Here is a 26,699-nt window from a genome sequence, read left to right as displayed (position 1 = left end):
GTGGCTCTCCCAATGGCCTAGATGAAGAGGCGTTTTCGATAGCTACGTACAAGATGTCAACGGACAGATCGAATTCGCTGTATTATTACGCTCGCAAAAAGGGCGGCCACCGCTGACAACAGGAACAACGCGCTGATGGTGCCGCGATCCGATAGCGCAGAAACCACTGTGAGCGTTAATACCGGACCGAAAACGCCGGGCAGGGTGTTGGTCAAATTCATAACCCCCAGCCACATCCCCCGGCGCCCATGCCCGTGCAGCAATTGCGCGACCAAAGCGGAATCGACTGTCACGAAACAGGCAAGGCCAATTTGGCATACCGCATATGCCGCCACGAAGATCAGCCAGCTTTCCGTCAAAGCAAGCGTGGCAAAGGAAATTGCCACACATAATGCTCCGGTGGTCATTGGGGCCAGGCGGCCAAATGTTCCGTCCGACAAGCGCCCCGCCCCCACAGCAGAAGCAAAACCTGCTGCCGCCGCGACAAGTGCGAGCGTTGCGACCCCGGCAGACGCGTTGACCGGGAAGTCTGGGATATCCATGCTTAGCGATAGATAAGCGAACAAATAGCCCAGTACGATTGCTGCACCGAACTGGATCAGGAAACGGGCGCACCAAGCGATCAGAAAATCGCTCCATACTTGCCGGGACGGGGGTGCCTCGCTTCGGTCAGTGACGGCTAAAGGCTGAAGATGGTTCGGCCACAAAATCAAAAGAGGCGCCGCGCACGCTATTACAGCCGCCGCAACAACCAAAAAACCAGCGAAATCGTCGACCGGATATAGTCTCGCGATGATGGCCGTAAAAATGCTCGCCAGTGGCAACGCAGCATTAAGCCAGCCCGCTACTGTACCCTTGCGTTCGTCCGGTACGTAGTCGACCAACAGCGCGCCCAAGGGAGCAAAGAAGAGGTTCAACGCGATTTGATAGACCACCACCGCCACTACTATCGTCGTCACATCCGCCGCCGCCGCCAACCATAGATAACTGCCACATAGTGCGAACAGGCCGACCCCGATCAGACCTCTACGACTGCCAAACCGGGCAAGCCAACGATCCCCCCAATAGCCGGCAAAGATATGCGCAATACTGGCGGTAACAGCACCCAGAAGAAGCACCCAGCTCAAATCTGTCAGGCTATCTCCCGACGAGAAACGCTCAATTTTGCGCGGCAGTAATAATGCAAAGAAGGGAATGAAGGCGATGTGGGCACCAATAAAGGCCAGCGGATACGTCCACCCGAAGTGAGCTGGTTGACTGTCAGTTTCAGCGGTTTGAATACAAACACCCCCGGCCCATTAAATGCCGCGGCAGCGACACATTATTACATTCCAGACTGCTGTCAGAAACTAATCTGATAGCTTTGGACGCTGGTCCGCTCATAGGCAAATGCTATGGAAGAATCGATCACACATTGATCGCGGTCGATGTGACAAAACTATCACATTTCACCGAGCCGAAACGATGGCATGACATTATGGCCACTCCAAAAATGTCGATTAACGGCCCACCCCTGCGCACCGCGCGCCACGCGAATCAATATCTCGCCGCAGGACTTTTGATTATATTTTTCAGTATCTTAATCGACGATAGCAGCTTAAGGTACAGATATTGTCAAACCGAAAGGGCCTGCCAGAGACAGGATGGATCGCCGTCCAAAACTACCAAAATTGTGAACGTTCATTTTTAGTTGTGAACGCTCACAATTTTGGTAGTTTAGCCTTCATAGTAAGCGTGTTCGTCGCGCATTTTAAAATCCTAGGGAGGGAAAATTGGTTCGGAAAACTCTGCTTGATACGAATCTTCTGTCAAAGCGTCTCGCAGCATTGGGCACAGTATCTGCCACTGCGTTAGCATTCAGCACCAGCGCAATCGCGCAAGACGCCGCCTCGGATGCACAGCCAGAAGCCAGCCAGCCGGAGGCTTTGGACGATAACACTATTATCGTTACCGCCGATCGGCGCGAGCAATCGCTGCAGGATTTTGCGGGTACGGCGTTTGTCGTTACCGGCGAAGAGCTTTTGCAGCGCGGCGTCCAAGATTTCACCGATCTGCAAGATGAGATCCCTGGCCTATCTGTAGCCAATAATGGCGGTAATGTTGAAGTCTTCATCCGCGGCATTGGTAGTTCTAACAACACCGAGCTGGGTGATCCGGCAGCATCGTTCCACTTTGACGGGGTCAACATCCCCCGCCCTTCCGGGATCGGTAGCGCGTTCTATGACATCGAACGGGTTGAAGTGAATGTGGGCCCACAGGGCACATTGCGCGGACGCAACGCGACAGCCGGTTCGGTCAACGCGATCAGCTTCAAACCCGGCCTCGGCATTTGGGATGCTGGGCTTGAGGCAGAGTATGGCAACTACAATCAACGCTCTTTGAGGGGCGCTTTGAATATTCCAATCGGCGAAAACGTCGCCGTCCGTTTCGCTGGTCTCTATCTGGCGCATGACAGCTACTACAATAATGTCGGCCCGGTTCAGGGAATTGGCGTTGCCGAAGAAGTCGAGAACTTCTCTGGTCGTGCGCAAATCCTGTTCAAGCCAACTGACCGCCTCACAGTTGTTGTGGCTGGTGACTATATTAGCGAAGGCGGAACGGGCTACACCGGAACGAACTATGCGCTGCCTCTCGGAGAAATCGCAGATGGCAACTTGCAAAGCCTCGATCAGATCAACGACCCAAGGGACGTTATCGCACGCGGAATAACGCCAGATCTGAATACTGATCACTGGGGTATCCGGTCGACGATTACTTACGAAACCGATGATATGACAATCGAATATATCGGTAGTTATCGGGACGCCGTCTACGATTATGAAGCTACAACGCCACTCTCCCCTAATTTTCCAGGTGTTATAGACGCTCTGTCTGGCGGCGCTGGAAACCCGAATGCTGATATCATTCTCCAAGAATCTCTCGACAACTTCTCGCGCTTCCGGATTATCTCCGACTCGCGTTCGCAGTTCCACGAACTACGTCTATTCAACACTGAAGGTCCGTGGATTTGGAGCGTTGGCGCGCAGTATATCAACGAGAAACAATTCTCTTTCCTCGGTTCTACTGGCGATCGGACACCATTTTTCTCAGGCATCGAATTCAACACGAATACAGATTCGGAGGCTTGGGCCGTTTACGGCGACATGACCTATTCCGTGACCGACCGTTTCCGCCTAACTGGTGGCGCCCGGGTAACCAAGGACAAGAAGGAACGGAACGGTGTTGCGGCACGCTATGCGATCGCGCTGGGGGACGGTAACTTTAACTGTTGTCTCGGCGTTCGTGTTGGTACCGAAGGGTTCGAGTTCGCTGCTCGCGATCGTACAATCATCAACCCAGATACCGATGCTGATGGCACAATTAGCGATCAAGAAGTCTTCGACTTTTACGCTAATGGCATTGCCCAATTCGGTGATCGTGACAATTTGGACGAAATCCTGAACTTCGGCCCATTCCCTGGGTTCTTTGGAACGGTTCCTGGCCGGCCAGACTGTCTAGATACGAATTTCGGCGATGGATTGACGTGTAATGGTTTCGAACCAAGCGGTCAGTTTACTTTTGGTGTCCCATTCCAAGGTCAGATATTTCAGCAAGATGGTAATTACGAAGACGAGTTCTTCGATTGGCGCTTGCGCGGTGAATATGACATCACTGACGATCACTTGGTCTATGCTCTGGTATCAAACGGCCATAAATCCGGCGGATTCAATGATAACCTTGGTGATTTGGGTGTGGCGCCGACCTACGAAACAGAGTCGGTTGTCCTGTATGAATTGGGTTCGAAGAACGAATTCTACATCGGTGATGTCCGCGCACGATTGAACGGCTCCATTTTCTATAACGACTATTCGGACCAAGTGTTCACCTCCCTGCTGTCAGTCGCTCAGGCCGTTCAGTTCACGAACACTTTTGGTGGTCAGACGATTACATTGCCTGACAACACCAGCCAGGCTTTGATTGTGTCGTTCAGCTTCAACGCGGCGGACTCCGAAATCTATGGTGCTCAAATTGATGGTGGCTTCGATCTGCCTGCGAACATTTCGCTCGATTTCAGTGCATTGTATTTGGAAGCCCAGATCAAGAAAGCTGAAGACATTCAGGACTTCCGTTTCCAAGCTGACGTCGATGCCGCAAACGCTGTGTTCCGTTCGATCGAAGGCCGCCGCTTGCCGCGGACTCCGAAATGGCAACTGAACGCGAAATTGTCGCAAGTGTTCGAACTTCCCACTGGTCAGCTCGATTACGTGATTTCTGCAGGGTATCGCTCTTCGCAGTTCCACACGATCTTCAACAGCCTGGAATTTGACGCCAATGGCAATGCATCGACCGTTACCGATGGTCGCTTGCTCGACAAAATTGATGGCTATTTCACGATGGATATTGGCGCTGGTTATACCATCGACGATGCCGGGAAATACCGGATTGAAGCGTACGCCAACAATGTCACCAATTCTGTGAACGAAGCAGCCATTATCATCACCCAATTTGATAATACCCGCTTCTTCACTCGCCCGCGCACTTACGGTGTTCGAGTGCGTGCTCGCTTTTAAGGGAAAGGAAGAGCGGCGGAGGAATCTGCCGCTCTTCACTTTTGGAATATCGAGCCATAGAGTTGTGAAATGACAGTATTTGCTTTGATCGCGGCAGCCGTAGTTTCTGTACAACCGGCAACAACAAACGATCCAGCGACGCAGAGCCCCGCCAAGACCAGTGCTTCCTTGCCCAAGCAAGAACCTCACCGGCCACCAAATGGGTACGAGCTCGTTTTCTCGGATGAGTTCAATACTGACGGGCTACCAGACCCTAAGAAGTGGGCATACGACACGCACCGCAATAAAGAAGGCTGGTACAATAACGAGCTGCAATATTACGCCAGCGAGCGAAAAGAGAACGCACGGGTCGAAGGCGGGATTTTAATCATCGAGGCTCGCAAAGAGACACTCGATCCAGCCCAATTCCCAGATTGGGGAAAGCAAAAATATACTTCGGCGCGACTGTTCACCCAAGGCAAAGCTGCCTGGACCTATGGTTTTTATGAAGTTCGTGCGAAGCTGCCCTGCCAGCGCGGCACCTGGCCGGCGATCTGGACTCTGCCAGAAGATCCTGATGTGGTTTGGCCCAACGGCGGTGAAATCGATATTATGGAACATGTCGGGTTTGAACCCGGCGTTATTCACCATTCCATTCATACCAAAGCGTTCAATTTCGGGCGCGGTACACAGCAAACAACTAGCCATACGTTGGAAACGGCCTGTACCAATTTCCATCGATATCAATTGCTATGGACGCCGGAATTCCTGCTGTTTGGTGTAGATGACGCTCCGAAGTTTCTGTTCAAGAAAAAGAAGACGAGCGTATCGCGTTGGCCGTTCGACAAACCGCAGCATCTATTGCTCAACATCGCCATCGGAGGTGACTGGGGCGGACGCAAGGGAATTGATGTTGACGCCCTGCCCGCACGGATGGAAATAGACCACGTCAGGGTCTACCAACTGCCAGCTTCAAAGGATTAGTCATGGCTCGCCGGCGCCAAGCCGTAACGATCAAACATGTTGCAGCGGATGCAGGCGTATCCCTGCAGACGGTTAGCCGTGTCATCAATAAAGAGCCCAACGTGCGTCCTTCCATGCAAGAGAAGGTGCAAGCATCGATTGACCGCTTGGGCTATATTCCCTCCATCGCAGCACAGCGAATGAGTGGGTCGCGGTCCTACCTAATCCTTGCGCTCAATGATCGTGAGCGAACCATCGCTGACTGGCGGGCGCGTCAGGGGTCTGACTGGATCGACCAAATGCTGCTTGGTGGCATGCTCAAATGTGCCGAGCTTGGCTACCGGATGATATTCGAGCTGGTCGACACGCATAATGACCATGTGGAACGAGAATTGGGCGCTGCTATTGCCGCCCTTCAGCCGGACGGCGTCATTCTCACACCGCCGCATTCCGACAATCCGCTGATCACCAATCTCCTGACAGCGCACAAAATTCCCTTTGCCCAGATCGGGTCTGAAGGACAAGGCGGCGGCATTCCGTTGATCATGGGAGATCAAGATGCCGCGCGGAAGGCAACCGAGCACCTTCTTGGGCTTGGTCATACCAATATTGGCTTCATCGCTGGCCCAAGCGATTATCTGCTGAGCGGCTGGCGCTTAGCCGGTTGGAAAGGCGCAATGGAAAGCGCTGGCTGCGCGACATCCGGAAAATCACAGGAAGGCGATTTCAGCTTCGCTTCCGGAGCGGCTGCTGCAAAGATATTGTTATGCCAGTCCGATCGGCCAACGGCCATTTTGGCCAGCAATGATCATATGGCTGTTGCCACCATGGAGGTAGCAAGCGAGCTTGGCCTGTCGGTCCCCACAGATTTATCGGTCATCAGTTTTGACAATACACCGATGGCTATCTTTGCAAGGCCTTCGCTTACTGCAGTAGACCAACCAATTGCCGATACGACTGCGCGCGCAATCGAATTGCTCATTTCAGCGAAGAACGGCGATACGCCAGTTCTCGGCCCTACCATCATACCGGCGGATCTCGTCCTTCGCGATTCCACAGGCCCTGCTCCGCTATAAAAGCGCGTTCTGACAGAGGCGGACGGCCCCCACTTTCTAACCGGTTGCTTTTGGTCGAACAGCGTGTACAACTCAGAATGATAACGTTCACAAACGTGAAGTCTTGAGGGTAGAATGCACATCAAATCGACTATCTTGGCCAGCACAATGCTGCTCGCCGCATGCGGAAACTATCAAGCAGCGGAATCCATTCCTGCATCCCCGACTTCATTGACCGAGGCGGAGCCGGTTCGGGCAACTGCCCAAACCGCCGAGCAGATACTGGCGGCAATGACACTGGAACGTAAAGTCGCCCAGCTGATAATGCCGGACATTTCCGCCATCACACCTGCTGACACAGAAAAGTACCGCTTCGGCACGATTCTAAATGGCGGTAATTCCGGGCCCTATGGCGATGATCTTGCCCCAGCGCCCGAATGGCTGAAATTGTCAGACGAACATTGGGATGCTTCGCTTGTCCCGCTGGCCTCTGGCGAGCCAGTTGTGCCAGTGCTGTGGGGCACTGACGCGGTGCATGGTCACACCAATGTCAAAGGTGCAACCATGTTTCCGCACAATATTGGGTTGGGCGCTACTGGCGATCCTGATTTGATCCGCAAGATCGGCCAGGCAACCGCGATTGAAATTGAAGTAACCGGTATTGAATGGACGTTTGCACCCACTGTTGCGGTTGCCCGCGATGACCGGTGGGGCCGCACCTATGAAAGCTATTCGGAAGACCCTGCCCGCGTATCAGTGCTGGGCAAGGCAATGGTCGAAGGCCTGCAAGGCTATCGATCCGCCGATGATTACCTGGGCAACGGACGTGTCATCGCAACAGCCAAACACTTTTTCGGTGACGGCGGAACAGAGCAAGGCGTCGATCAGGGCGATGTGAACGGCGACTTAGACGCGCTGATGGATATTCATGTTGCGCCCTATCCCGCCGCGATCGAGGCTGGCGTGGAAACCGTTATGGCCAGCTTCAATTCGATCAATGGCCGTAAGATGCACGGCAATACCGAACTTCTAACCGGGGTTTTGCGCGGCGACTTAGGCTTTGACGGACTGGTCGTGGGCGACTGGAATGGTCATGGCCAGATCAAGGGTTGTACCAATACTGATTGCCCGCAGGCCCTGATGGCTGGGCTTGATGTGTATATGGTCCCCGAAGATTGGAAAGGCCTGTACGAAACGCTTCTCGCGCAAGTGCAGGACGGTACCGTTCCAATGGCTCGGTTGGATGAAGCGGTATTGCGTGTTCTGCGCCTCAAAGAAAAATCAGGTCTTTTGGCTGGCGCCCCGCGCCCTTCAGAACGGGCCAATGCAGGACAATGGGACAAACTCGGCAGCCCGGAACACCGGGCCATTGCCCGCGAGGCAGTCGCGAAGTCGCTCGTGCTGTTGAAAAATGATGGCGTGCTACCGCTCCAATCAAAGGCCAACATTTTGGTCGCGGGCAAGGCGGCCAACAGCATAGCTCAACAAGCGGGCGGCTGGACGCTTACATGGCAAGGCGGCGGTGAGCTGACCAATGCAGACTTCCCAGGCGCCACATCAATTTATGATGGACTTTCTGCTGCTGCACAACAAGCCGGCGGCACCGCCGTTTTGTCGGACGACGGCAGTTATGCTGACAAACCTGACGTCGCTATCGTGGTGTTTGGTGAACAGCCCTATGCGGAATTCGTCGGGGATCGCAAAGACCTTGCGTTCCGCGATGAAGAGGGTCTGAGGTTGCTCCGGCAGTTCAAATCAGAAGGTATCCGCACTGTTGCCGTATTTCTGTCTGGTCGACCGCTTTGGGTAAACCGCGAATTGAACGCAGCCGACGCCTTTGTCGCGGCGTGGCTGCCCGGCAGCGAAGGCGCGGGCGTTGCCGATGTGCTGTTCGGCCAAGCACCGGCGAGTGGCCGACTGTCTTTTAGCTGGCCAGCCGATTGTGCAGGGGCGCCACTGAACAGCGCTGACGGGGCGCTATTCGCTCTGGGCTATGGCCGTGCGACAGGGGATCACGCACCGTTAGCCACGCTCAACGAGGAATGCAGCGCGTTGACCGATAATGGGCAGGCTGACTGGTTTATCTCGGGCCGTCTTGCATCGGATATTACCGCCACAGCAGACGGGTTAGTTCTGCCCGATCTAAGAGGGGTAAACGGAGGGGTGACTGCGCGCGGTATTGACCGCAACGCGCAAGAGGATGCCCGCGAAATCATTTTCACGGCAGGATCATCTTTGGTCCTGACAGGCCCAAAAAGCAGTAGCGGGTTCCGAATTACCTATTCGGTCGATCAGCGCGCCGGGCAACCGGTCGCTTTATCCAGCGGTGGTTCCACATTTGACATTACGCATCCCATGGCGGTCGCAGAAGGCAAGGGCTGGCGGGAAATGATCATCACCGACGAATGTTTGCCGGGCCTCAGCAATGATTTGACGATCCGCTCGGATGGTGACTTCACGATAAAAGTGTCGTCAATTGCGCGCCAAGACATAGCGCAAGGGACAAGTTGCTCGTTCTAACAGGAATGACCGCACTGGAATATCATACCGGCCTATCCACAGGCCGGAAATAGGAGGGATACACTAATGGCACTTGCCCCAGACGCAGCTTCCGGCGCTGCTGGAAGCGATGGAAACAATATTGATGCACCCGGCCTTCAAGGCTTCGTGTTTGGATTGTTCTTCATCTTTGGCGGGATCACGTCACTAAACGACGTGATCATTCCCAAGCTCAAAGAACTGTTCACACTTAGCTGGACCGAAGCGATGCTGGTCCAGTTTTGTTTCTTTTTTGCCTATTTTGCCATTGGAATTCCAGCTGCGAAACTCGTTAAACGGATCGGATATATGCGCGGCGCCGTTGCCGGCCTGCTGATCATGATGGCCGGTTGCTTGCTGTTTATTCCAGCGTCTCAAACTGCAACCTACGCTTTGTTTCTGTTTGCCTTTTTCATCCTCGCAAGCGGGGTCGTGGTTGTCCAAGTGGTGGCGAACCCGCTGATCAGCCTTCTAGGGCCTGTGAAAACCACCCACAGCCGGTTGACCTTCGCGCAAGCATTTAACTCGCTTGGCACCACGATATTCCCCTATGTCGGGGCCATACTTATCTTGGGTAGCTTGGCGACAGTTACCGCTGACCAGCTATCAGGTGTTGAACTCGAAGCTTACCGCACAGCAGAGAGCCAAGCGATCGTAAACGGCTACCTCGGGATTGCTTTCGCACTCGCTATTGTTGCTGCGGTAGTTTGGATGTTCCGCAACCGTCTGAAAGGCGAGCAGCACCAAGCGAGCGAGGGTTTTGCCGGGTTCGACCTGCTTAAGCGGTCACGTTTTGGCTTCGGTGCCTTGTGCATCTTTTTGTACGTTGGCGGCGAAGTGGCAATCGGATCCATCATTGTGGATTACCTACAGCAAGACAGCGTCATGGGATTGGGCGAACAGGCGGCCGGTAAGCTAATTGCGCTTTACTGGGGCGGAGCCATGGTTGGCCGCTTTATCGGTTCTGGCCTTCTCCGGATGGTTAGCCCGGGTCTGCTGCTCGCAACGGTTGCGACCGGGGCGATCGCCCTACTGCTAATATCGGCCAACACGACAGGTGCCGTTTCTGGGTATTCGCTCCTGGCGATTGGCTTGATGAATTCGATCATGTTCCCGACAATCTTCTCGCTGGCTTGCGAGAAACTGGGATCACGGGCAGCTGACGGTTCTGGTATCATCAATGTCGCCATTTGTGGTGGTGCGGTTGTACCATTGTTGTTTGGCGTCGTTGCGGATGCGACCACGCTCACAACGGCCCTTGTCATCCCGGCAATTTGCTACGGTGTTATTGTGTGTTTCGGCATCTTTGCTCGAAGACCTGCCTAGTTCAGCAGCAGACCGCATTTGCAATATTGGGGGCAGGCTCTATGCCTGTCCCCATATTAGCCCGTCAGTCTGAAATCTTGCTGTGCGTTCCGCATGGCACATTGACGCGGCACAGCTGAACCGAAAGCCCCATCACCGCATGAGTGAAACTTCCAGCAATTCGATTGACCCGCCTCTTATAGATTTGCCCATCGAAACCGCCGATAGCGGTTTTTACAGCGGCTTCAGCAAAATGGTCACGGTCCCGTCCAAGATCATCGTTGCGGCACTGATTGTTTGGGCCATCGTCTTTCCGACCCACGCCAATGACACACTCAAAATAGCCAATGAAAATATCATCCGGGAATTTTCCGGCTGGTATGTTTATCTCGTGGCATTCCTGATGTTGGTCGCGTTGATTTTGGCAATCATACCGCAAACCGGCTCTTTGCGATTGGGCTCCGCCGGTGAAAAGCCCGAATTTTCGCGTTTCTCTTGGTTCTCTATGCTATTCGGCGCGGGCATCGGTATCGGGATGCTAACCTATGCGACTGGTGAGCCAATGTCGCATTTCCAGAATAATCCCGACATCATTCGCGGAATGATCGAACCTGTTTCACAAGAAGCAGTCAGGCCCGCCTACGTCTACACATTCCTGCATTGGGGTTTCAATGCTTGGGCAACCTACGCACTGGTCGGCCTCGCAGTCGGCTATGTCTCCTATCGGCGCGGCCTACCGCTAACCATCCGTTCAAGCCTCGCTCCGCTATTTGGCAAAGCGATGTCAGGTACTGCTGGCCACATCGTCGACATTGTCGCCGTCGTAGCCACCATATTGGGCGTTGCGGTTACCATGAGCCTTGGTGTCGAACAATTTGTCGCCGGGCTCCACAGGATCGGCATGGGCGATTGGTTGTTGAAGGCAGAAGGCAGCGCATCCAATCCTGCCATTGTCATCGCTCTTATACTGCTGGTCGGTGCATCCACCCTGTCCGCCCTGTCAGGCGTTGGTAAAGGCATTAAATGGCTGTCAAACCTGAATATGGGTTTGTCATTTCTGCTTTTGGCGATCTTCCTGATATTTGGATCGGGCCTGCTTGGCATCGAACTGCTGTTTACTGGCATGTATGATTACATTCGCACGCTGCCCCAGCTGGTACTGACGCTGTGGAGCGCCGATGGCACAGCCGCAGGAGACGCTCTTGCCCAATGGCAATTGGATTGGTCGGTATTCTATTGGGCCTGGTGGATCGCCTTTGCACCGTTTGTCGGGATGTTTATCGCGCGCGTTTCGCGCGGCCGGACTATTCGTGAATACATGTTTGGCGTGGTGCTCGTGCCCTCAGTCATGTGTTTTATCTGGATGGCGATTGTCGGCGGTACTGCGATCGATCTGGAATTATCCGGCGCAGCAGAGGGCACGATTTTGGCGGCTGGCATTTCTGACCAGCTCTATGCGACCCTGTCCGTTCTGTTCAGTCCTGATATCGCCATGATCCTGTCCGGCCTCGTGGTTATTCTGCTGATGACCTACCTAATTACTTCAGCCGATAGTGCCATTCTGATCGTCAATACGATCAACGGCGCCGGTGAGGACGCAGCGGATCAGGCATCCGAACGGCGGCATCATATTGTCTTCTGGGGCGCGGCAATCGCGCTTGTGGTCGGTAGTATGCTCATCCTTGGCGGCATCGATGCGATCCGGGTTACCATGATAATCGGGGCGCTGCCGTTCAGCTTTGTGGTCGCCTTGATGGCCATCTCGATCGGCAAAGCGGTACTGTTCGACCTGATTAGGAAAAGTCAGGACGTGCCGACAACTGCAGAAGCCATTGAAGCGATTGCGGAAAATCAACCCGCCTGAGGCAATCTATTCATGGTCCATTCCTTCAGGGCCAAGCATAAAGCGCCTATAGCAAGCCCAACACATATGACCATATCATTTATAGAATAAGAATTACTTAGGTATACTATAAATTGATGAACATCTAAGAATGAATAGAATTAGGCTAAACTTGCTAGAAAAATAAGTCGTTCGAACAGACGTATCATTATTTAGTTTTTTCTATATAGTGTTGTCATTCCGCAACACCGCATCCTTCTTTGGCTTCATTATTGCCACTCAGGTGGATTGCTCATTCGTTGTTTGTTAGCGCCCATCCCGACGCGTGAAAGTCGGTCGGTTTTCGCGCGACAAGCAGGGTTTTTCGGAAAGTCAGGCAATTCTGCCGTTTTCCTAGCAGAGACCCAGCTTAGAATTCGATAGGGAAAAATCTCAATGATGAAATTACACAGTGGCGCGTCCCTCGTGGCGATCGCTACCCTTTCTGCAACGCCTGCGTTCGCGCAGGACGCTGGTGATCAAGCCGGCGAAGAACGCGTCGGCGGCGTAACCGAAATTGTGGTGACCGCGACGAAGCAGAGCGAAAACCTCCAGGACGTTCCAATTTCTGTCAGCGCAATTGGCGCAGAAGCGTTGGAAGAGCTGGCGATTGACACATTCGGCGATTATCTTGAGCAACTCCCTAGCGTTACTGCTGGCGGTAGCGGCCCCGGTCAAAGCACCATCTACATTCGCGGCTTGGCGTCCACTACGCCTAACCTGACCACTGCCGGTGTTGCTGGACTTGCGCCAAACGTTGCCCTGTATCTTGACGAGCAGCCTCTTGGTCAGCCTGGCCGTAACCTCGATGTCTACGCAGCCGATTTAGAGCGGATCGAAGTTCTCGCTGGCCCGCAAGGCACCTTGTTCGGCGCTAGCTCTCAAGCTGGTGTTGTACGTTTGATCACAAACAAGCCAAGCCTGTCCGGTTTCGACGCGTCAGGCAAAGCCGGCGTTGCCTTCACCAAAGGCGGTGAAGCGAGCTACAACGCAGAAGCCATGATCAACGTGCCTGTGACAGATAGCCTCGCAGTGCGAGGCGTCTTCTACCTGGACGACCAAGGCGGCTATATTGATAACGTTGCTGGTACAATTGATGCCAGCCAAAGCGGACGTTTCCGTGAAGCTACGGATGTTCGTTCGAATGGCGTGCCTGTGGGCACCATTCGCCAAGGTTTCCAAGCGGGCGGACCCGCTGCTGGCACAACCTTTATCGCCGCCGACAATGCTGGTCTGGTTGAAGAAAACTTCAACGACACACAATATTCCGGTTTCCGGGTATCGGCTCTCTATGAATTCTCGCCTGACTGGCGCCTGACAGTTACACACGCACGCCAAAGTGTGGAATCAGACGGTGTGTTTTTCGCTGATCCAGACCTTGGCATTGATGGCCTGAACGTTCAGCGTTACGAGCCCGATAGCCTGCAAGACGATTTCTCGAACACCAGCTGGACAATTGAAGGCCGCCTCGGCGCTCTCGATATCGTTTATACGGGTGCCTACACCGACCGTGAAACACAGCAGCGTGTCGATTACACGGACTATCTGTTTGTTGGCCAATATCTTCCCTATTACATCTGTGATACTGCCGTTGTTTATCCAGGCTATGTGGCAAACGCCCCTGCCGATCCAACGTGTTATGCGCCGAACACTTTCGTCGCATCTAACACGGATACAACCGTGTTCACTCAGGAATTCCGGGTCAGCACAGATCAGGATGCGCCTTTCCGCGTGACAGCGGGTGCCTTCTACAGCGATCTGGAACTGAAAGAGCTGAACGACTTCTCCTATCCGGCGAATACTTTGGTTCGCGGCTCAGATGGTGTCACAACGGGCTTCTTGCCAAACTTCCCGCTGACCAATGTCAACGCGCCTCCCGGTGCGATTAATTCCGCTTCTGAAGGATTCTTCACTGAAGCAGGACCGTTCCCCGCGACCACGATTTTCCGGAATGACATTCGCAGAACCGACCAACAATTTGGTCTGTTTGGTGAAGCAAGCTTGGACATCGTCCCAGACTTGCTGACGATCACTGCCGGTCTTCGTTACTACAACGTCGAAGTAGACTTGGAAGGCAGCGCGAACTCATCCTTCTTCAACCTGCGTTCACCGGTCTTTGGCGCGAACACTGGCGTACCGCTCGCGGACCGCGTCGATCAGCAGCGTGGTGGTACCAATATCAGCGCCCAGTTCGGCCCTAACAATACAGTGGGCGCACCCGATGTTGCGAAAGCAGAAGGTGTAATCTTCAAGGGTACTGCAACAGTCACCCCAACCGAAGATCTGCTGTTCTATGTGACCTATTCAGAAGGTTTCCGTCCTGGCTTGCTGAACCGTCCAGGCGGCGCAGCAGGTGCAAACGGCTTCACAGTGCCATTTGAACTCGAAACCGACGAAGTGAAAAACTACGAATTCGGTTGGAAAATGGATTTGGCTGACGGTCAGGTACGTCTGAACGGTAGTGCGTTCTATGTCGACATTAGCCGCCTTCAAACGACCATTTTCGATCCATCAATCACCAACCTGTTCTTCTCCGATAACGCTGCGAATGCGGAAATCTTCGGTGTCGAAGGTGAACTGACGATCGCACCATATAGTGTCCCTGGCTTGACAGTGACTGGCGCGTTTTCGATTTTGGATAGCGAAATTACCGACGTTCTCACACCGACTGATGATGTGGTGGCGGGTGAGCCGCTGGCATACGCCCCTGAATTCCAGGGTAATATGCGGGTTCGCTATGAATGGGATGTCAGCGATGCTTTGCGTGCGCATATTATGCCGCAGCTGGTCTATTCTGGGTCAAAATTCACTGACATCATCGAGATCAACAAGTTCGAACTCGATAGCTACACCACAGTCGCTCTAAGCGCCGGTGTCAAAGCCGATAATTGGAGCTTTGAACTCTATGGTGAAAACCTGTTTGATACGCGCGCGGAAATCGCAGGTAACTTCATCAATGATGTCGAACGCATCACCACCAACCGTCCACTGACAGTTGGCGCACGGGTAAGCTTCAACTACTAAGCTTACTATCTAATGTGAAATGCGGCGGGTGAGGCAGATTGCTTCATCCGCCGTTTTCATTCCGCCGCAGTTTCTGTCAAAGGCTTCTGAATGACAACAGATACACCAAATCGTGCAGACCAGCTGCAACGCGCGCAAAAGCACTTGCAGGCAGGCGAGTTTGCGATTGGCCTCAAAGTGGCGCAGGCACTGCTTGCAGATGTCGCAGACGATACTGATGCGCTGTATCTGGCGACCGTCGCTGCCCGGTATCTTAAAGACTACGATACCGCAGACCGCTATCTGGCCCTGCTCCATCAGGCATCCCCTGAATATGGGCGGGCATGGCAGGAAGCGGGGCATCTCGCACGGGCCAAAAATCAACCTGCGATGGCCTTGGAGGCCTACCGGCGCGCCACACGCTTCAACCCTGCATTAGAGGCCAGCTGGCGGGCTCAGGCGGAACTGTTGGATGGTACCGGGCAAAGTGCGAATCGGGACGCTGCCCTCACGCAGGCAGATCGCCTGAAAAGCATGCCGCGCGAATTGCTCGCAGCGACCAACCATTTGCACGAGGGCCGCCTACTCCGTGCAGAAGAATTCTGCCGCCACTTTCTGCGGCAGAACCCGAAACACGTCGAAGCTATGCGCTTGCTGGCGCAAATCGGTATCAAGCTTGGCATCTTGGATGATGCAGAGTTCCTGCTGGATAGCGCCAAAGAGTTTGATCCTGACAACATTCAGATCAGGCTGGATTACATCGATGCCCTGCGCCGCCGTCAGAAGTTTGCTGAATCCAAGAGCGAGGCAGAGGCACTCTATGCCCGGGATCCGCAAAACCCGCTATTCCAATCGCATCTTGCGATAGAATCTATGCAAACCGGCGAATTTGAGCGCGCCTTCGAGCTATTCGATCAGGTTCTGACAGCCATACCGAATGATCCCGCCACGCTGACCTCGCGCGGTCATGCGCTCAAGACAACCGGCGACACCGGCAAAGCTATCGCTTCTTATCAAGCAGCCTTTACGGCGAAGCCCGATCACGGTGATGCCTATTACGCGCTGGCCAACCTCAAAACCTATCAGTTTGACAAGACACAGATAGCGGCGATGCGCACGCAAGTTGCCCGTACCGACTTGGCATTTATGGACCGGGTTCACTTTTCATTTGCGTTAGGCAAAGCCTACGAAGATGCGGGCGATTATGAACAGTCGTTCCAATTTTATGATGAAGGGAACACCCTTAAGCGGCGCCAAACGCGATATGATGCCGATGCGATGCAAAGTGAGCTGCAACGCCAAGCAGAATTTTGCACATCAGGCTTGTTTGCGAAGCACCAAGGCGCGGGATGCCCCGCCCCAGACCCCATTTTCATTCTCGGCCTGCCCCGGGCAGGATCGACATTGCTGGAACAAATTCTGGCCTCCCACAGTCAAGTGGATGGCACCCTGGAACTGCCCAACATCCTCGCGCTTGCTCACCGCCTCCGCGGCCGGAAAGCAGGCGAGGCACTATATCCCGGCATTCTGCACGATCTAACCGCAGATCGCCTGGCGAAGATGGGGCAGGATTTTATCGACAATACACGCATCCACCGCCAAGGCGCGCCATTCTTCATCGACAAGATGCCTAACAATTTCCGGCATATCGGCTTGATCAAACTTATCCTGCCCAACGCCAAGATCATTGATGCCCGCCGCGATCCTATGGATTGCTGCTTTTCCGGCTTCAAACAACTCTTCGCAGAGGGCCAGGAATTCACCTACGGCCTAGAAGAAATTGGCCGGTATTACAGTGACTATACCGCCCTGATGGAACACTGGGACGCGGTGTTACCCGGACAGATCCTGCGGGTGCAGCATGAGGATGTGTTGGACGATCTAGATGGCCAAGTCCGCCGTATGCTCGACTATCTCGGCCTCCCGTTTGAGGAAGCCTGCGTCAATTTCCACAAAAACAAACGCGCCGTCCGTACCGCCAGTTCAGAGCAGGTCCGGCAACCCATCAACCGATCCGGAGTGGCAGCGTGGAAACCGTTTGAACCGTGGCTTGACCCTTTGAAGCAAGCGCTGGCATGATGGCTCTATAGAAGAAGCGCCGGACATTACATCCGGCCCTTCTTCAATTGCCAAATGCCCATCCTATCGCTGAGGTTTGTAGCCAGCATTGCCCATCTCATTACGGCCAACCACCATATGATGCACTTCGTCAGGCCCATCGGCCAAACGTAGCGTTCTTTGGTTAGCGTACATGCGCGAAAGCGGGGTCCATTGCGACACACCAGCTGCGCCATGAATTTGGATCGCTTCGTCGATGATACGGCACACAATCTCAGGCACATACGCCTTGGCCATCGAAACCCACACACGTGCCTGTTTGTTACCCATAACATCCATTGCTTTAGCCGCTTTAAGAACCATCAAGCGCATGGCCTCAATATCAATCCGTGCGCGTGAAATGACCTCCAGGTTCTTACCTAACAATGCCAAGGGTTGACCAAACGCTTCACGGCTTCCACCCCTACGGATCATCAAATCCAACGCTCTTTCTGCGACACCAATCGAACGCATGCAGTGGTGAATACGTCCAGGTCCAAGGCGGAGTTGGGATATTTCAAAACCACGCCCTTCACCCAGCAGGATGTTGTCTTCAGGTACCCGGACATTATTGAACTTGATATGCATATGACCATGCGGCGCGTCGTCGTCACCAAAGACGTGCATCGGCCCCACGATTTCAACACCTGGCGTATCAATGGGCACCAGAATCTGAGATTGCTGTGAGTGCCTTGGGCCATCCGGGTTGGTCTGAACCATCGTGATCAAGATCTTGCAGCGCGGGTCGCCCGCACCAGAGATGTAGAACTTTTCTCCGTTGATCACCCATTCGCCTTTTTCAAGGACAGCCTCCGTCCGAATGTTCCGTGCATCCGATGATGCATGCCCAGGCTCTGTCATCGCAAATGCCGAACGGATCTTTCCTTCGAGTAAGGGAACAAGCCATTCCTGCTTCTGTGCAGGTGTCCCAACACGCTCAAGGACTTCCATGTTGCCAGTATCGGGCGCACTGCAATTCATACACTCCGAGGCCAAAGGGTTTTTACCCAACACGCCAGCGATGAACGCATAGTCGAGGTTTTTAAGTCCTTCGCCCGATTCCGCATCTGGTAGGAAGAAATTCCACAAACCCTGCGCGCGAGCCTTATCCTTCACTCCTTCGAGTAATTCCAATTGCCCCGGAACATAGCTCCACCGATCCTCGCGACCTTCACCCATGGTGAAAAATTGCTCTGTGATCGGATCTACCTCCTCAGCGACAAACCGCTTCACGCGGTCATAAAGGGCGCGGCCGCTATCAGACATTCTCAGATCATTCAGTTCAGAATCATTGGGGTCATATGTCATTGCTGTTCCTTTGTTGGGCTGCCTTGGTAGTTACGTCGGGCACGGACGAAACACGGATTGCAATATACTTCATCACTGAAGTATATTAAGATCGTCGTGAATGGCAACAGGAAACATCTACTTAGAGCGTGACGAAAGTTTGCATATTCCTAACTTCAAAATCGTATATGCCGATAGTTCACCGGTGAACCTATCGATGGTTCACAAATATCCAGAAGCGCGCTAACTTTGACACATGCCCGCAAAAAAACTCAGATTCTATTCCCGCTTGCAGATCGCTGCGCATGTCCTGAAAAAACAATCGGATCGACGACTGCTTGAGGTGGCTGGAGTCACAACCGCCCAAATCTCTGCCCTTGCGATCATCGCATCAGAAGAAACCACCACACAATCAAAATTGGCGACAGAGCTTGGCCTCAATGATTCCGCAATCACGGCCATGGTTCGCAGATTTATCGATCTCAAAATGATCGAAAGGCTGCGCGACGATAGCGACGGCCGGGCTTGGTTGTTGAAACTGACAGAACTCGGTTCCGATACAGTAGAAAAAGCCAACGCAACAACGAATGACACCAGCGCTAAAATAGATGAGCTGCTGGGCGAAAAAACAATCGCGACGGTGGTAGCGGCGATGGAATTGATCATTAACGAAGCGGATTGATGATCAGTCTCAAGACTGCAATCACATGACTTTGGCATTATCACCAGAGCTCGCACACCTTCATATTCGCACCATTGCGATCAGAGCCAAACCCTTTCGTCGAAGGCGGATTACGGTCTGTAGATAACGGCAATCCGATCCTGCATTTGGTCAGCTGCAATGAGCTCGCGGGCGTTAAGCGGATTGCGAAATTCAATCCTCTCGCTTTGTTTCGCCTGACTGGACTTAAGCACCTCGCCTGCTGGCAAATACAGTATCGCAACCCGTTTTTTCGTCCCCGGAGCCGTTCCGAGCAGGCACGGTCCGGAAGCATACTCAGAAGGGCATATTGCACGCGAACTGACGTCTATTGTTTGTTCAAGAAACTGCCGCGCAGCGAAGCTGGAGGCCCATAATTTCTGCCGAGATCTGAAATCTTCGGCGCTCAGATCATTGTGGTCGAATTTCGCTCCAAAATACCATTCAACACCTGAACCACCTGCCAGAAGATGCCCCCACAAAGCTTCACGGATCAATGCCAGATGGTCATCTTCTGCATCGGCATCAGGTATAGCACCGTTCTGCCATGGCCCGATTTCATCCATGGTGAGCACCCAGCGATGGCCCGCATCGCTCGAGCGTTTGAACCACTTCGCTGTTTCTTCATGCACCAGCGTGGGATCGGAAATTTGCAAAGACAGCCCGTCCAAATCGCGCAAACCCAAAAGCGGCCCGGCTATCGCAACTTTGTCATCCGGTTCGGCATGCGTGTGGAGCAATATAGGGTGGCCATAAGGATCAACCCGCGTCAGCCATTCAATCATCGCCCGGCGCTGTGCATCGTTCTGCCCCTCCGGCCGCCAATGGACAGGGCCGTTCTCTTCTCCCAAATTCCAGATCAGCGCATTGTGATGGCCGAAGCGGGCGACGAGTTCAGCGATGAACAACTTGCGGATGCGGCCGGTATCGCCGCCATCCATCAGCAACTCATTCTCGGTTTCCTGCAACACTATATGCAGCGCAATGCCCCGCTTCTGCATATGGGCAAATACCCGTTCCCACTGATCGAGCTTGCTCGTGTCAAAACGGGTTTGGGTATCGGGGCCCGCAAAAGGCCAGACATCTTTCCCGTCACCTTCAACATTCCAAACCAGAAAATAGGCGGCGTTGACCCCGCTATCCGCCAAATAATTGACTGCCCCGATCAGCGAGTGCCCGCGTTCATCACCCCACAGCGGATCGCCTGGGCGCCAGTCCCGCTGATGGGCCTCGAACCGGTGAAGCTGTTTGCCGCTATCCGATTCCCCATCACGGGCATTGCTGTCGATCCGCCAAGTCCCGTCGAAGCCGACATAGCCGAGCAAATTTTCCGGACTATTGGCACCGGTTTTAAGCCACACATTGCCAGAACCAGTGGCCACCAGTTCCCCGTTTTTGGCAACCAATCGTCCATTCGCAGGCGCCCGCCAGTCCTTTCCTTTTGCAAGAGACGGGCCGACATGGAACGAACCGCTTGATGGCGACAAGGCAATTGTCTTTCCCGACGTAATGTTTTGATCAATTGCAATGTCGGCTCCCTTAGAAAGACGGGCGGTCCAGCGCCATGTGCCCGTAAGATTGGGAGTGAACATCGCTCGCCAAACTGGGCCGGACATGGCGCTGGTGTCGGCGGCTTTGCCATCAGCGGCATAGAACCCGCGAATATGAACCGGGACGTCCGAACCCGGAGCATAGAAAGACACAACCAACCGGTAATCTGTGAACGGGTTGGTAACGGCACGCTCGCTCGTATCAGGACCGGTAAATTCAAATGCCGAGAGGTGGAACAAGGTACCGGCGCGTGGCGGATGAATATTCAAGCCAGAATGCTCTTCCAAGGCCGAAGAATCGTCTTGCTGCGCATTGGCGATACCGCCTACTGCCGAGAGGACGATTATCATTGCGGCAGATAAGATTTTTCTAATCATCGGTCCCCATCTCATGCGAAGATTGCAAACAACCAATTGAATTGTCCGGCTTCAGCAATTGAGAGCGCTACCAAAAAGATCGCCCGATGGCAAAATTCACACGGTTGGCCCCGCGGTTGCGAAGTGATAAACAGACCCGCCTTTTGAGATTAAGAGAAGTTTCATCTCGGCCCTAGACAGAGAGAGAAATTCGCTTAATGATAGCGCTCACATTTTGGGTTGAGGGTACTTGATAATGCGTTTTTATTCACTGACAATCGCGGCGGCAGCTATGCTGCTTTCAGGCTGCTCAGCCTATTCGATGGGCGCAGAGCCAACGAATAGCGCAGCGCCGGTTGTTGCAGACGCGGCCGGTGAACACACCCAGGCAGGTGTCGCAAACCCGTCAATCTGGCCTTCTTACACATATCCGGTCGTTACATCAGACGAAACCGAAGCGCGCATTGCGCAAATCATCGCCCGTATGACGTTGGAAGAAAAGATCGGGCAACTTGTCCAGGCCGACCTGTGCTGTGTGACAGCGCAGGATGTGAAAGAATACAATCTCGGCTCCGTACTGAACGGCGGCAATAGCGGCCCTTACGGCAATGATACCGCGCCTGCACCGCAATGGTTGAAGGCGGCAGACGAATTTTACGACGCATCTGTTGACATCAGTGATGGCGGCGTAGGCATCCCGATTGTGTGGGGCACGGACGCTGTTCACGGACATTCCAACATCATCGGTGCCACAATTTTCCCGCATAATATCGGGCTGGGCGCGATGCGCGATGCCGAATTGGTGGAACGTATTGCGCAAGTCACGGCGAAAGAAATCCGCGTGACCGGGCAAGAATGGACCTTCGCGCCGACCGTAGCGGTTCCGCAGGATTTCCGTTGGGGCCGCGCTTATGAAGGATACTCCTCCGACCCTGAATTGGTTGCATCCTATGTCGGCGCGATGGTCCGCGGACTGCAAGGCGCGCCGAATTCTCAAAACCTGCTCGCTGGTCCATATGTGATCGCTTCCACCAAGCATTATCTGGCTGATGGCGGTACGAAAGACGGCATTGATCAGGGTGATGCGGACATTAGCGAAGAGGAATTGCGCGACATTCATGGCGCACCTTACGGCCCCGCGATCGAAAACGGTGTTGCTACCGTCATGGCCAGCTTCTCCAGTTGGCAAGGCAAGAAGATGACCGGCAACCGCAGCCTGTTGACCGACGTTTTGAAAGATCGAATGGATTTCAAAGGCTTCGTGGTTTCTGACTGGAATGCACACGGGCAGGTCAAAGGCTGTACAAACGAAAGCTGTCCCCAAGCTATCACCGCCGGCATCGATATGTTCATGGCGCCTGATACGTGGAAAGCGATCTATGCAGACACGCTGGCCAAAGCCAAAGACGGCACAATCCCGATGGCACGGATCGATGAAGCCAATGCGGCTGTGCTGCGCGTAAAAATGCGCCTTGGGTTGTTTGAGGCGGGCCGCCCTTCAGAGCGGCTTTTGTCGGGTGACTACGACCTGCTGGGTGCTCCCGAACATCGCGCAGTTGCCCGGGAATCCGTGCGCAAATCCCTCGTGTTGCTGAAAAATTCCGGTGTTCTGCCTCTGAAAGCCGATGCCAATCTGCTGGTTGCTGGTGATGGCGCGAACGATATTGCGCGCCAATCCGGTGGGTGGACCATTTCATGGCAAGGCACGGGTATCGAAAATGATTCGTTCCCCGGTGCGACGTCTCTCTATGCTGGCATTGAAAGCGCTGTCGCCCAAGCAGGCGGCACCGCCCAACTGTCGCCGGATGGCAGCTTCACCAAAAAACCTGACGCAGCCATCGTCGTGTTCGGTGAAACGCCTTACGCCGAGTTCCAGGGAGATCGCGCGACTTTGGCGCTCGATACAGAGCTGACAGCTCCCTATGAAACAATGCGCAAACTGAAAGCACAAGGTATCCCTGTTGTCGCCGTGATGATCACTGGACGGCCGCTTTACGTGAACCCAGCGCTTAATATCGCAGATGCATTTGTTGTGACGTGGCTTCCCGGCTCGGAAGGCGGCGGATTGGCTGACGTGTTGATCGGAGATCAGGCGGGCAAAGCGCGCTACGATTTCACAGGCCAATTGCCGGCTGCATGGCCAAATACCCCTGAAATGGGTGATGGCGTGCTGTTCCCGTTCGGATACGGGCTCAACTACACAGCGCCGGCATCGGCCTGGCAACCGTTGGCCGAGGTTGATACGGCCAATGCAGGTGACAGCCGGAATTGGCTGAAGGCCGGTGTCCCGGCGTCAAGCTGGTCACTATTGGTCGAAGGTGATGGTTCCGGCGAAGAAACGCGCATAACAACCTTGCCGGTCAATGCTCTTAGTGGCCGTGTCCGGGTAACTGCAAGCGACTATATCGTCCAAGAGGGAGCGCGACGCTTCACAATCTCTTCCGGACAATCTGCAGTGACCCTTCGCAACTTTGAACCGATCGATCTCGACCGGGAAACTAATGCGGATGTACTGCTGTTGTTTACAGCAAAAACCTGGACCCCATTGAAGAACGCCAAGATCGGCGCATCGGGGAACGCCAGCGAAGGAATTGTCGACCTGTCATTGCCAAAAACCGACGATTATGTCCGGTATGGCATTCCGCTCAAATGCTTCCGCACCAATGGCGCTGATATGACCGCTCTGACCAAACCCTTCGTGTTAGAAACCAACGGCCCGGCTGATTTCGGACTGACAGAAATCCGTTTGGGTTCGGATGCAGAACAAATTCTGCCCTGCCAGTGAAATCGCCACTGCGCCTATGACACCAATACAGGAAATCGAGGCACCAACGCCGCTGGAATTTGAGGACCGTATTCGTCCGCAATTCCAGCCGGTGGTTATGCGCAATATCGCCAATGAATGGCCGATAGTGCAAGCGGCGCAGCGATCCCACGGCGAGGCGCTTTCTATGCTTCGTCAGCATGATAGCGGCGCGCCAACCGATATTATGGTCGCGCCGCCATCGGAAAAGGGGCGGTTCTTTTATCGCCCTGATATGCGGGGCCTGAATTTCACACAGAAGAAAGCAAGCCTAACCCAGCTCGCAGACCAGATTGAGCAATTGTCCGCAACGGATGAACCGCCCGGCATGTATGCCGGGGCAACCGCGCTTGCCAGCCACCAGCCGGGCCTGCGTGAAAAGCATCCCTTCCCGCTGGCGGATAGGCTGCCGGACGCTACCCCGCGCCTATGGCTCGGCAATGCATCGCAAGTCGCCACACATTTCGACATGTCGGATAATTTTGCTGTGGTTGCTATGGGCAAACGCCGTTTCACCCTGTTCCCGCCAGAGGTCACCGGTGATCTGTATGTCGGCCCGCTCAACTTCACATTGGCGGGGCAGCCGGTCAGCATGGTGGATCCACTCAATCCCGATTTTGAACGGTATCCAAGATTTGCAAATGCATTGGCCAAGGCACAATATGCCGATCTTGAACCGGGCGATGCGATATATATTCCCACGCTGTGGTGGCACCATGTCGCGGCTTCAACGCCGATGAATATATTGTTCAATTATTGGCACAATGATGCTGCACATGGCGGCGGGTTTCTGGCGCTGGTGCATGGGATGTTGTCGATCAGAGATTTGCCCAAACCGCAGCGCGACGCCTGGCAGGCATGGTTCGATCATTTTGTTTTTGGTGATGATGCCCCGCAATCCGCAGCCCATCTACCGCCCGCTGGCCAGGGCATAAACGGTCCGGCGTCTGAACAACGCAGTGCCATGATGCGCCAATTCATCGCACAAGTTTTAACACAATCACAATAAAATACGGGAGCGCTCCATGATTAAGTCCTTAACCGCCACACTGATGGCTTCGGCACTCGTAGCCTCGTCATTGGCCGTCCCTGCAGTACAGGCCAAAGCCCCAGAGCCGCTGCCAGTTGGCACATGCATCAATATGGGCAACAGTCTGGAGCCAGAGACCGAAAATGCCTGGGGCGGCAAACGGATCAGTGCTGCCGATTTCAAGCGCATCAGAGCCGCTGGGTTTGACACGATCAGACTGCCGGTGCGGTGGCATACGAAAAGCAAGAACGAAGCCCCCTACACCGTTAGCCCATCGTATATGAAGCGGGTTGAGCAAGTGGTTGACTGGGCGCTTGCGGCAGATCTGAATGTGATTTTGAACAGCCACCACTTCGATCCGATTTATGAAGATCCCAAAGGCACGGCAGACTGGCATGGCGGCGTCTGGAAACAGATCGCAGCGACATTTGCAGACCGCCCCGAAGACCGTTTGTGGTTTGAGCTGGAGAATGAGCCGCATAAGAATTTGGACGATTCCAACCTGCTGGAAACACTTGCGCCAGCGCTCGCGGCCGTCCGTGCAACCAACCCGACACGCGCGGTAATTATTGGCGGTGAAGAATGGAGCGGCATCGATTCCCTGGCGACATTGGAATTGCCCGATGACATCAACATCCACCCGACATTCCACTATTATTCACCGTTTGATTTCACGCATCAGGGGGCCAGCTGGACTGGTGATGCTATGCCGCCAGTGGGCAGGCAATATGGTGGATCCGGTGATGCGAAGTTGCTGGAACAGGATGTGGCAAAGTTACGCGCCTATATAGAGCGCACCGGCCACACCCCCTTTATGGGCGAAACCGGCGCGTATGAGGCGCATATCCCGCTGGCCCAGCGGGTACAATATCACGCCGCAGTCACAGAAGCCTTTGCACCAACAGGGATTGGCATCTGCGTATGGGCTTACACGAATACCTATCCTTTCTGGGACCAGGAAACGCGCAAATGGTTACCCGGCTTGCGTGGCGCAATCGGATTGCCGGATGACAGCGTGGCTCCGCAGCCAGCGGCTCAGCCTGCCGCTCAGAATAGTCAGGGGCCGCTCCTAAACCCTGATCTGCCTGAAGCATTGCGCGCAATTGACGGCCAATTGGCAGGCGCATTGATGAATGACCCAAGCCGTCTTGATTGGGACACGTATGGCGATCAATTCAAAGCACGCGGCTACGCCGATGCAAGCATACCCGGAGGTCAGGCGGCGCTAGCGTTCACGGTTAAGAAGGCACGCGAAAACTTTTCAGTTGGCACGACGATCCCTCTTCTTGGTGAGATCAAGCAAGGTGACACGATGACGGTCGGCTTTTTTGCCCGTACCATCAAAGCGGATACGGCTGATGGCAAAGGGCGCATTGGCGTCCGCTTCCAGCAAAACTCGGCGCCATATCCGGGTTTTGGTGACACTACGATCTCTCCGGACTCGGAATGGGGCTGGTATGAGGTTACAGGCAGAGCCAACCGGGATATCTCCAAGCAGTTAGCCATTGTCACTCTGCAATTCGGCGAAGCCAAACAAACCGTAGAAGTTGGGCAAACCATTGTTGTGAAAGGGGTCTCTTCAATCGTGGATTGACCCAAG

16 protein-coding genes are annotated in these 26,699 nt (G+C 54.1%); 13 read left to right on the top strand and 3 right to left on the bottom strand.

Annotated features, from left to right (window positions below; genetic code table 11):
- Positions 1-56 precede the first annotated feature (56 nt).
- Positions 57-1,136, bottom strand: a complete 1,080-nt coding sequence (locus HKD42_RS00210) for an MFS transporter (protein WP_281356495.1) — start codon at positions 1,134-1,136, stop codon at positions 57-59.
- Between the two features lie 636 nt (positions 1,137-1,772).
- On the opposite strand from HKD42_RS00210, the gene HKD42_RS00205 reads away from it, so the two are divergent.
- From HKD42_RS00205 to HKD42_RS00170, 8 genes are all read left to right on the top strand, one after another.
- Complete coding sequence (locus HKD42_RS00205; RefSeq protein WP_211483465.1) at positions 1,773-4,550, top strand: TonB-dependent receptor; 2,778 nt, start codon at positions 1,773-1,775, stop codon at positions 4,548-4,550.
- An 84-nt stretch (positions 4,551-4,634) separates the two neighbouring features.
- The gene (locus tag HKD42_RS00200; protein WP_211483464.1) at positions 4,635-5,513 is read left to right on the top strand and encodes a glycoside hydrolase family 16 protein; all 879 of its coding nucleotides are present in this window, start codon (positions 4,635-4,637) and stop codon (positions 5,511-5,513) included.
- Between the two features lie 2 nt (positions 5,514-5,515).
- Positions 5,516-6,568 carry a LacI family DNA-binding transcriptional regulator gene (locus tag HKD42_RS00195; protein ID WP_170009201.1) on the top strand — a complete coding sequence of 351 codons (1,053 nt, stop codon included), beginning with the start codon at positions 5,516-5,518 and terminating at the stop codon, positions 6,566-6,568.
- 114 nt (positions 6,569-6,682) lie between these two features.
- Positions 6,683-9,067: a glycoside hydrolase family 3 protein gene (locus HKD42_RS00190; protein WP_246236572.1), complete on the top strand. Its 2,385-nt coding sequence runs from the start codon at positions 6,683-6,685 to the stop codon at positions 9,065-9,067.
- Between the two features lie 66 nt (positions 9,068-9,133).
- Positions 9,134-10,411, top strand: coding sequence for a sugar MFS transporter (locus HKD42_RS00185; protein ID WP_170009199.1), 1,278 nt, complete (start codon positions 9,134-9,136; stop codon positions 10,409-10,411).
- A gap of 139 nt (positions 10,412-10,550) precedes the next feature.
- Positions 10,551-12,254 carry a BCCT family transporter gene (locus HKD42_RS00180; RefSeq protein ID WP_170009197.1) on the top strand — a complete coding sequence of 568 codons (1,704 nt, stop codon included), beginning with the start codon at positions 10,551-10,553 and terminating at the stop codon, positions 12,252-12,254.
- A gap of 414 nt (positions 12,255-12,668) precedes the next feature.
- Positions 12,669-15,296, top strand: coding sequence for a TonB-dependent receptor (locus HKD42_RS00175; RefSeq protein ID WP_170009195.1), 2,628 nt, complete (start codon positions 12,669-12,671; stop codon positions 15,294-15,296).
- 90 nt (positions 15,297-15,386) lie between these two features.
- Positions 15,387-17,354, top strand: a complete 1,968-nt coding sequence (locus HKD42_RS00170; RefSeq protein WP_170009193.1) for a tetratricopeptide repeat-containing sulfotransferase family protein — start codon at positions 15,387-15,389, stop codon at positions 17,352-17,354.
- 63 nt (positions 17,355-17,417) lie between these two features.
- Here HKD42_RS00170 and HKD42_RS00165 read toward each other — a convergent pair whose 3' ends face one another.
- Complete coding sequence (locus HKD42_RS00165; protein ID WP_170009191.1) at positions 17,418-18,680, bottom strand: acyl-CoA dehydrogenase family protein; 1,263 nt, start codon at positions 18,678-18,680, stop codon at positions 17,418-17,420.
- 100 nt (positions 18,681-18,780) lie between these two features.
- On the opposite strand from HKD42_RS00165, the gene HKD42_RS13370 reads away from it, so the two are divergent.
- Together HKD42_RS13370 and HKD42_RS00160 are read left to right on the top strand one after the other, a co-directional pair.
- Complete coding sequence (locus HKD42_RS13370) at positions 18,781-18,906, top strand: hypothetical protein (protein WP_281356467.1); 126 nt, start codon at positions 18,781-18,783, stop codon at positions 18,904-18,906.
- Positions 18,907-18,915: 9 nt separating this feature from the next.
- Complete coding sequence (locus HKD42_RS00160) at positions 18,916-19,341, top strand: MarR family winged helix-turn-helix transcriptional regulator (RefSeq protein WP_170009189.1); 426 nt, start codon at positions 18,916-18,918, stop codon at positions 19,339-19,341.
- 110 nt (positions 19,342-19,451) lie between these two features.
- On the opposite strand, the gene HKD42_RS00155 is transcribed toward HKD42_RS00160, so the two are convergent.
- Positions 19,452-21,260 (bottom strand): DUF5060 domain-containing protein, encoded by a 1,809-nt coding sequence (locus HKD42_RS00155; RefSeq protein WP_170009187.1) that lies wholly within the window; start codon positions 21,258-21,260, stop codon positions 19,452-19,454.
- 262 nt (positions 21,261-21,522) lie between these two features.
- Here HKD42_RS00155 and HKD42_RS00150 point away from each other — a divergent pair, with 262 nt between their 5' ends.
- The 3 genes from HKD42_RS00150 to HKD42_RS00140 are packed head-to-tail and all read left to right on the top strand — an operon-like array spanning position 21,523 to position 26,693.
- Positions 21,523-24,051, top strand: coding sequence for a glycoside hydrolase family 3 protein (locus HKD42_RS00150; RefSeq protein WP_246236571.1), 2,529 nt, complete (start codon positions 21,523-21,525; stop codon positions 24,049-24,051).
- 16 nt (positions 24,052-24,067) lie between these two features.
- On the top strand, positions 24,068-25,078 hold the full coding sequence (locus tag HKD42_RS00145) for a cupin-like domain-containing protein (RefSeq protein ID WP_170009185.1): 1,011 nt from the start codon (positions 24,068-24,070) through the stop codon (positions 25,076-25,078).
- A gap of 16 nt (positions 25,079-25,094) precedes the next feature.
- Positions 25,095-26,693 (top strand): glycoside hydrolase family 5 protein, encoded by a 1,599-nt coding sequence (locus HKD42_RS00140; protein WP_246236570.1) that lies wholly within the window; start codon positions 25,095-25,097, stop codon positions 26,691-26,693.
- Positions 26,694-26,699 lie beyond the last annotated feature (6 nt).

The organism is Pontixanthobacter rizhaonensis (genome assembly GCF_012972675.1).
Taxonomy (GTDB): Bacteria; Pseudomonadota; Alphaproteobacteria; order Sphingomonadales; family Sphingomonadaceae; genus Pontixanthobacter; species Pontixanthobacter rizhaonensis.
Note: the sequence above shows the minus strand (reverse complement) of the source record. Positions and strands in the feature narration are given on the sequence as shown.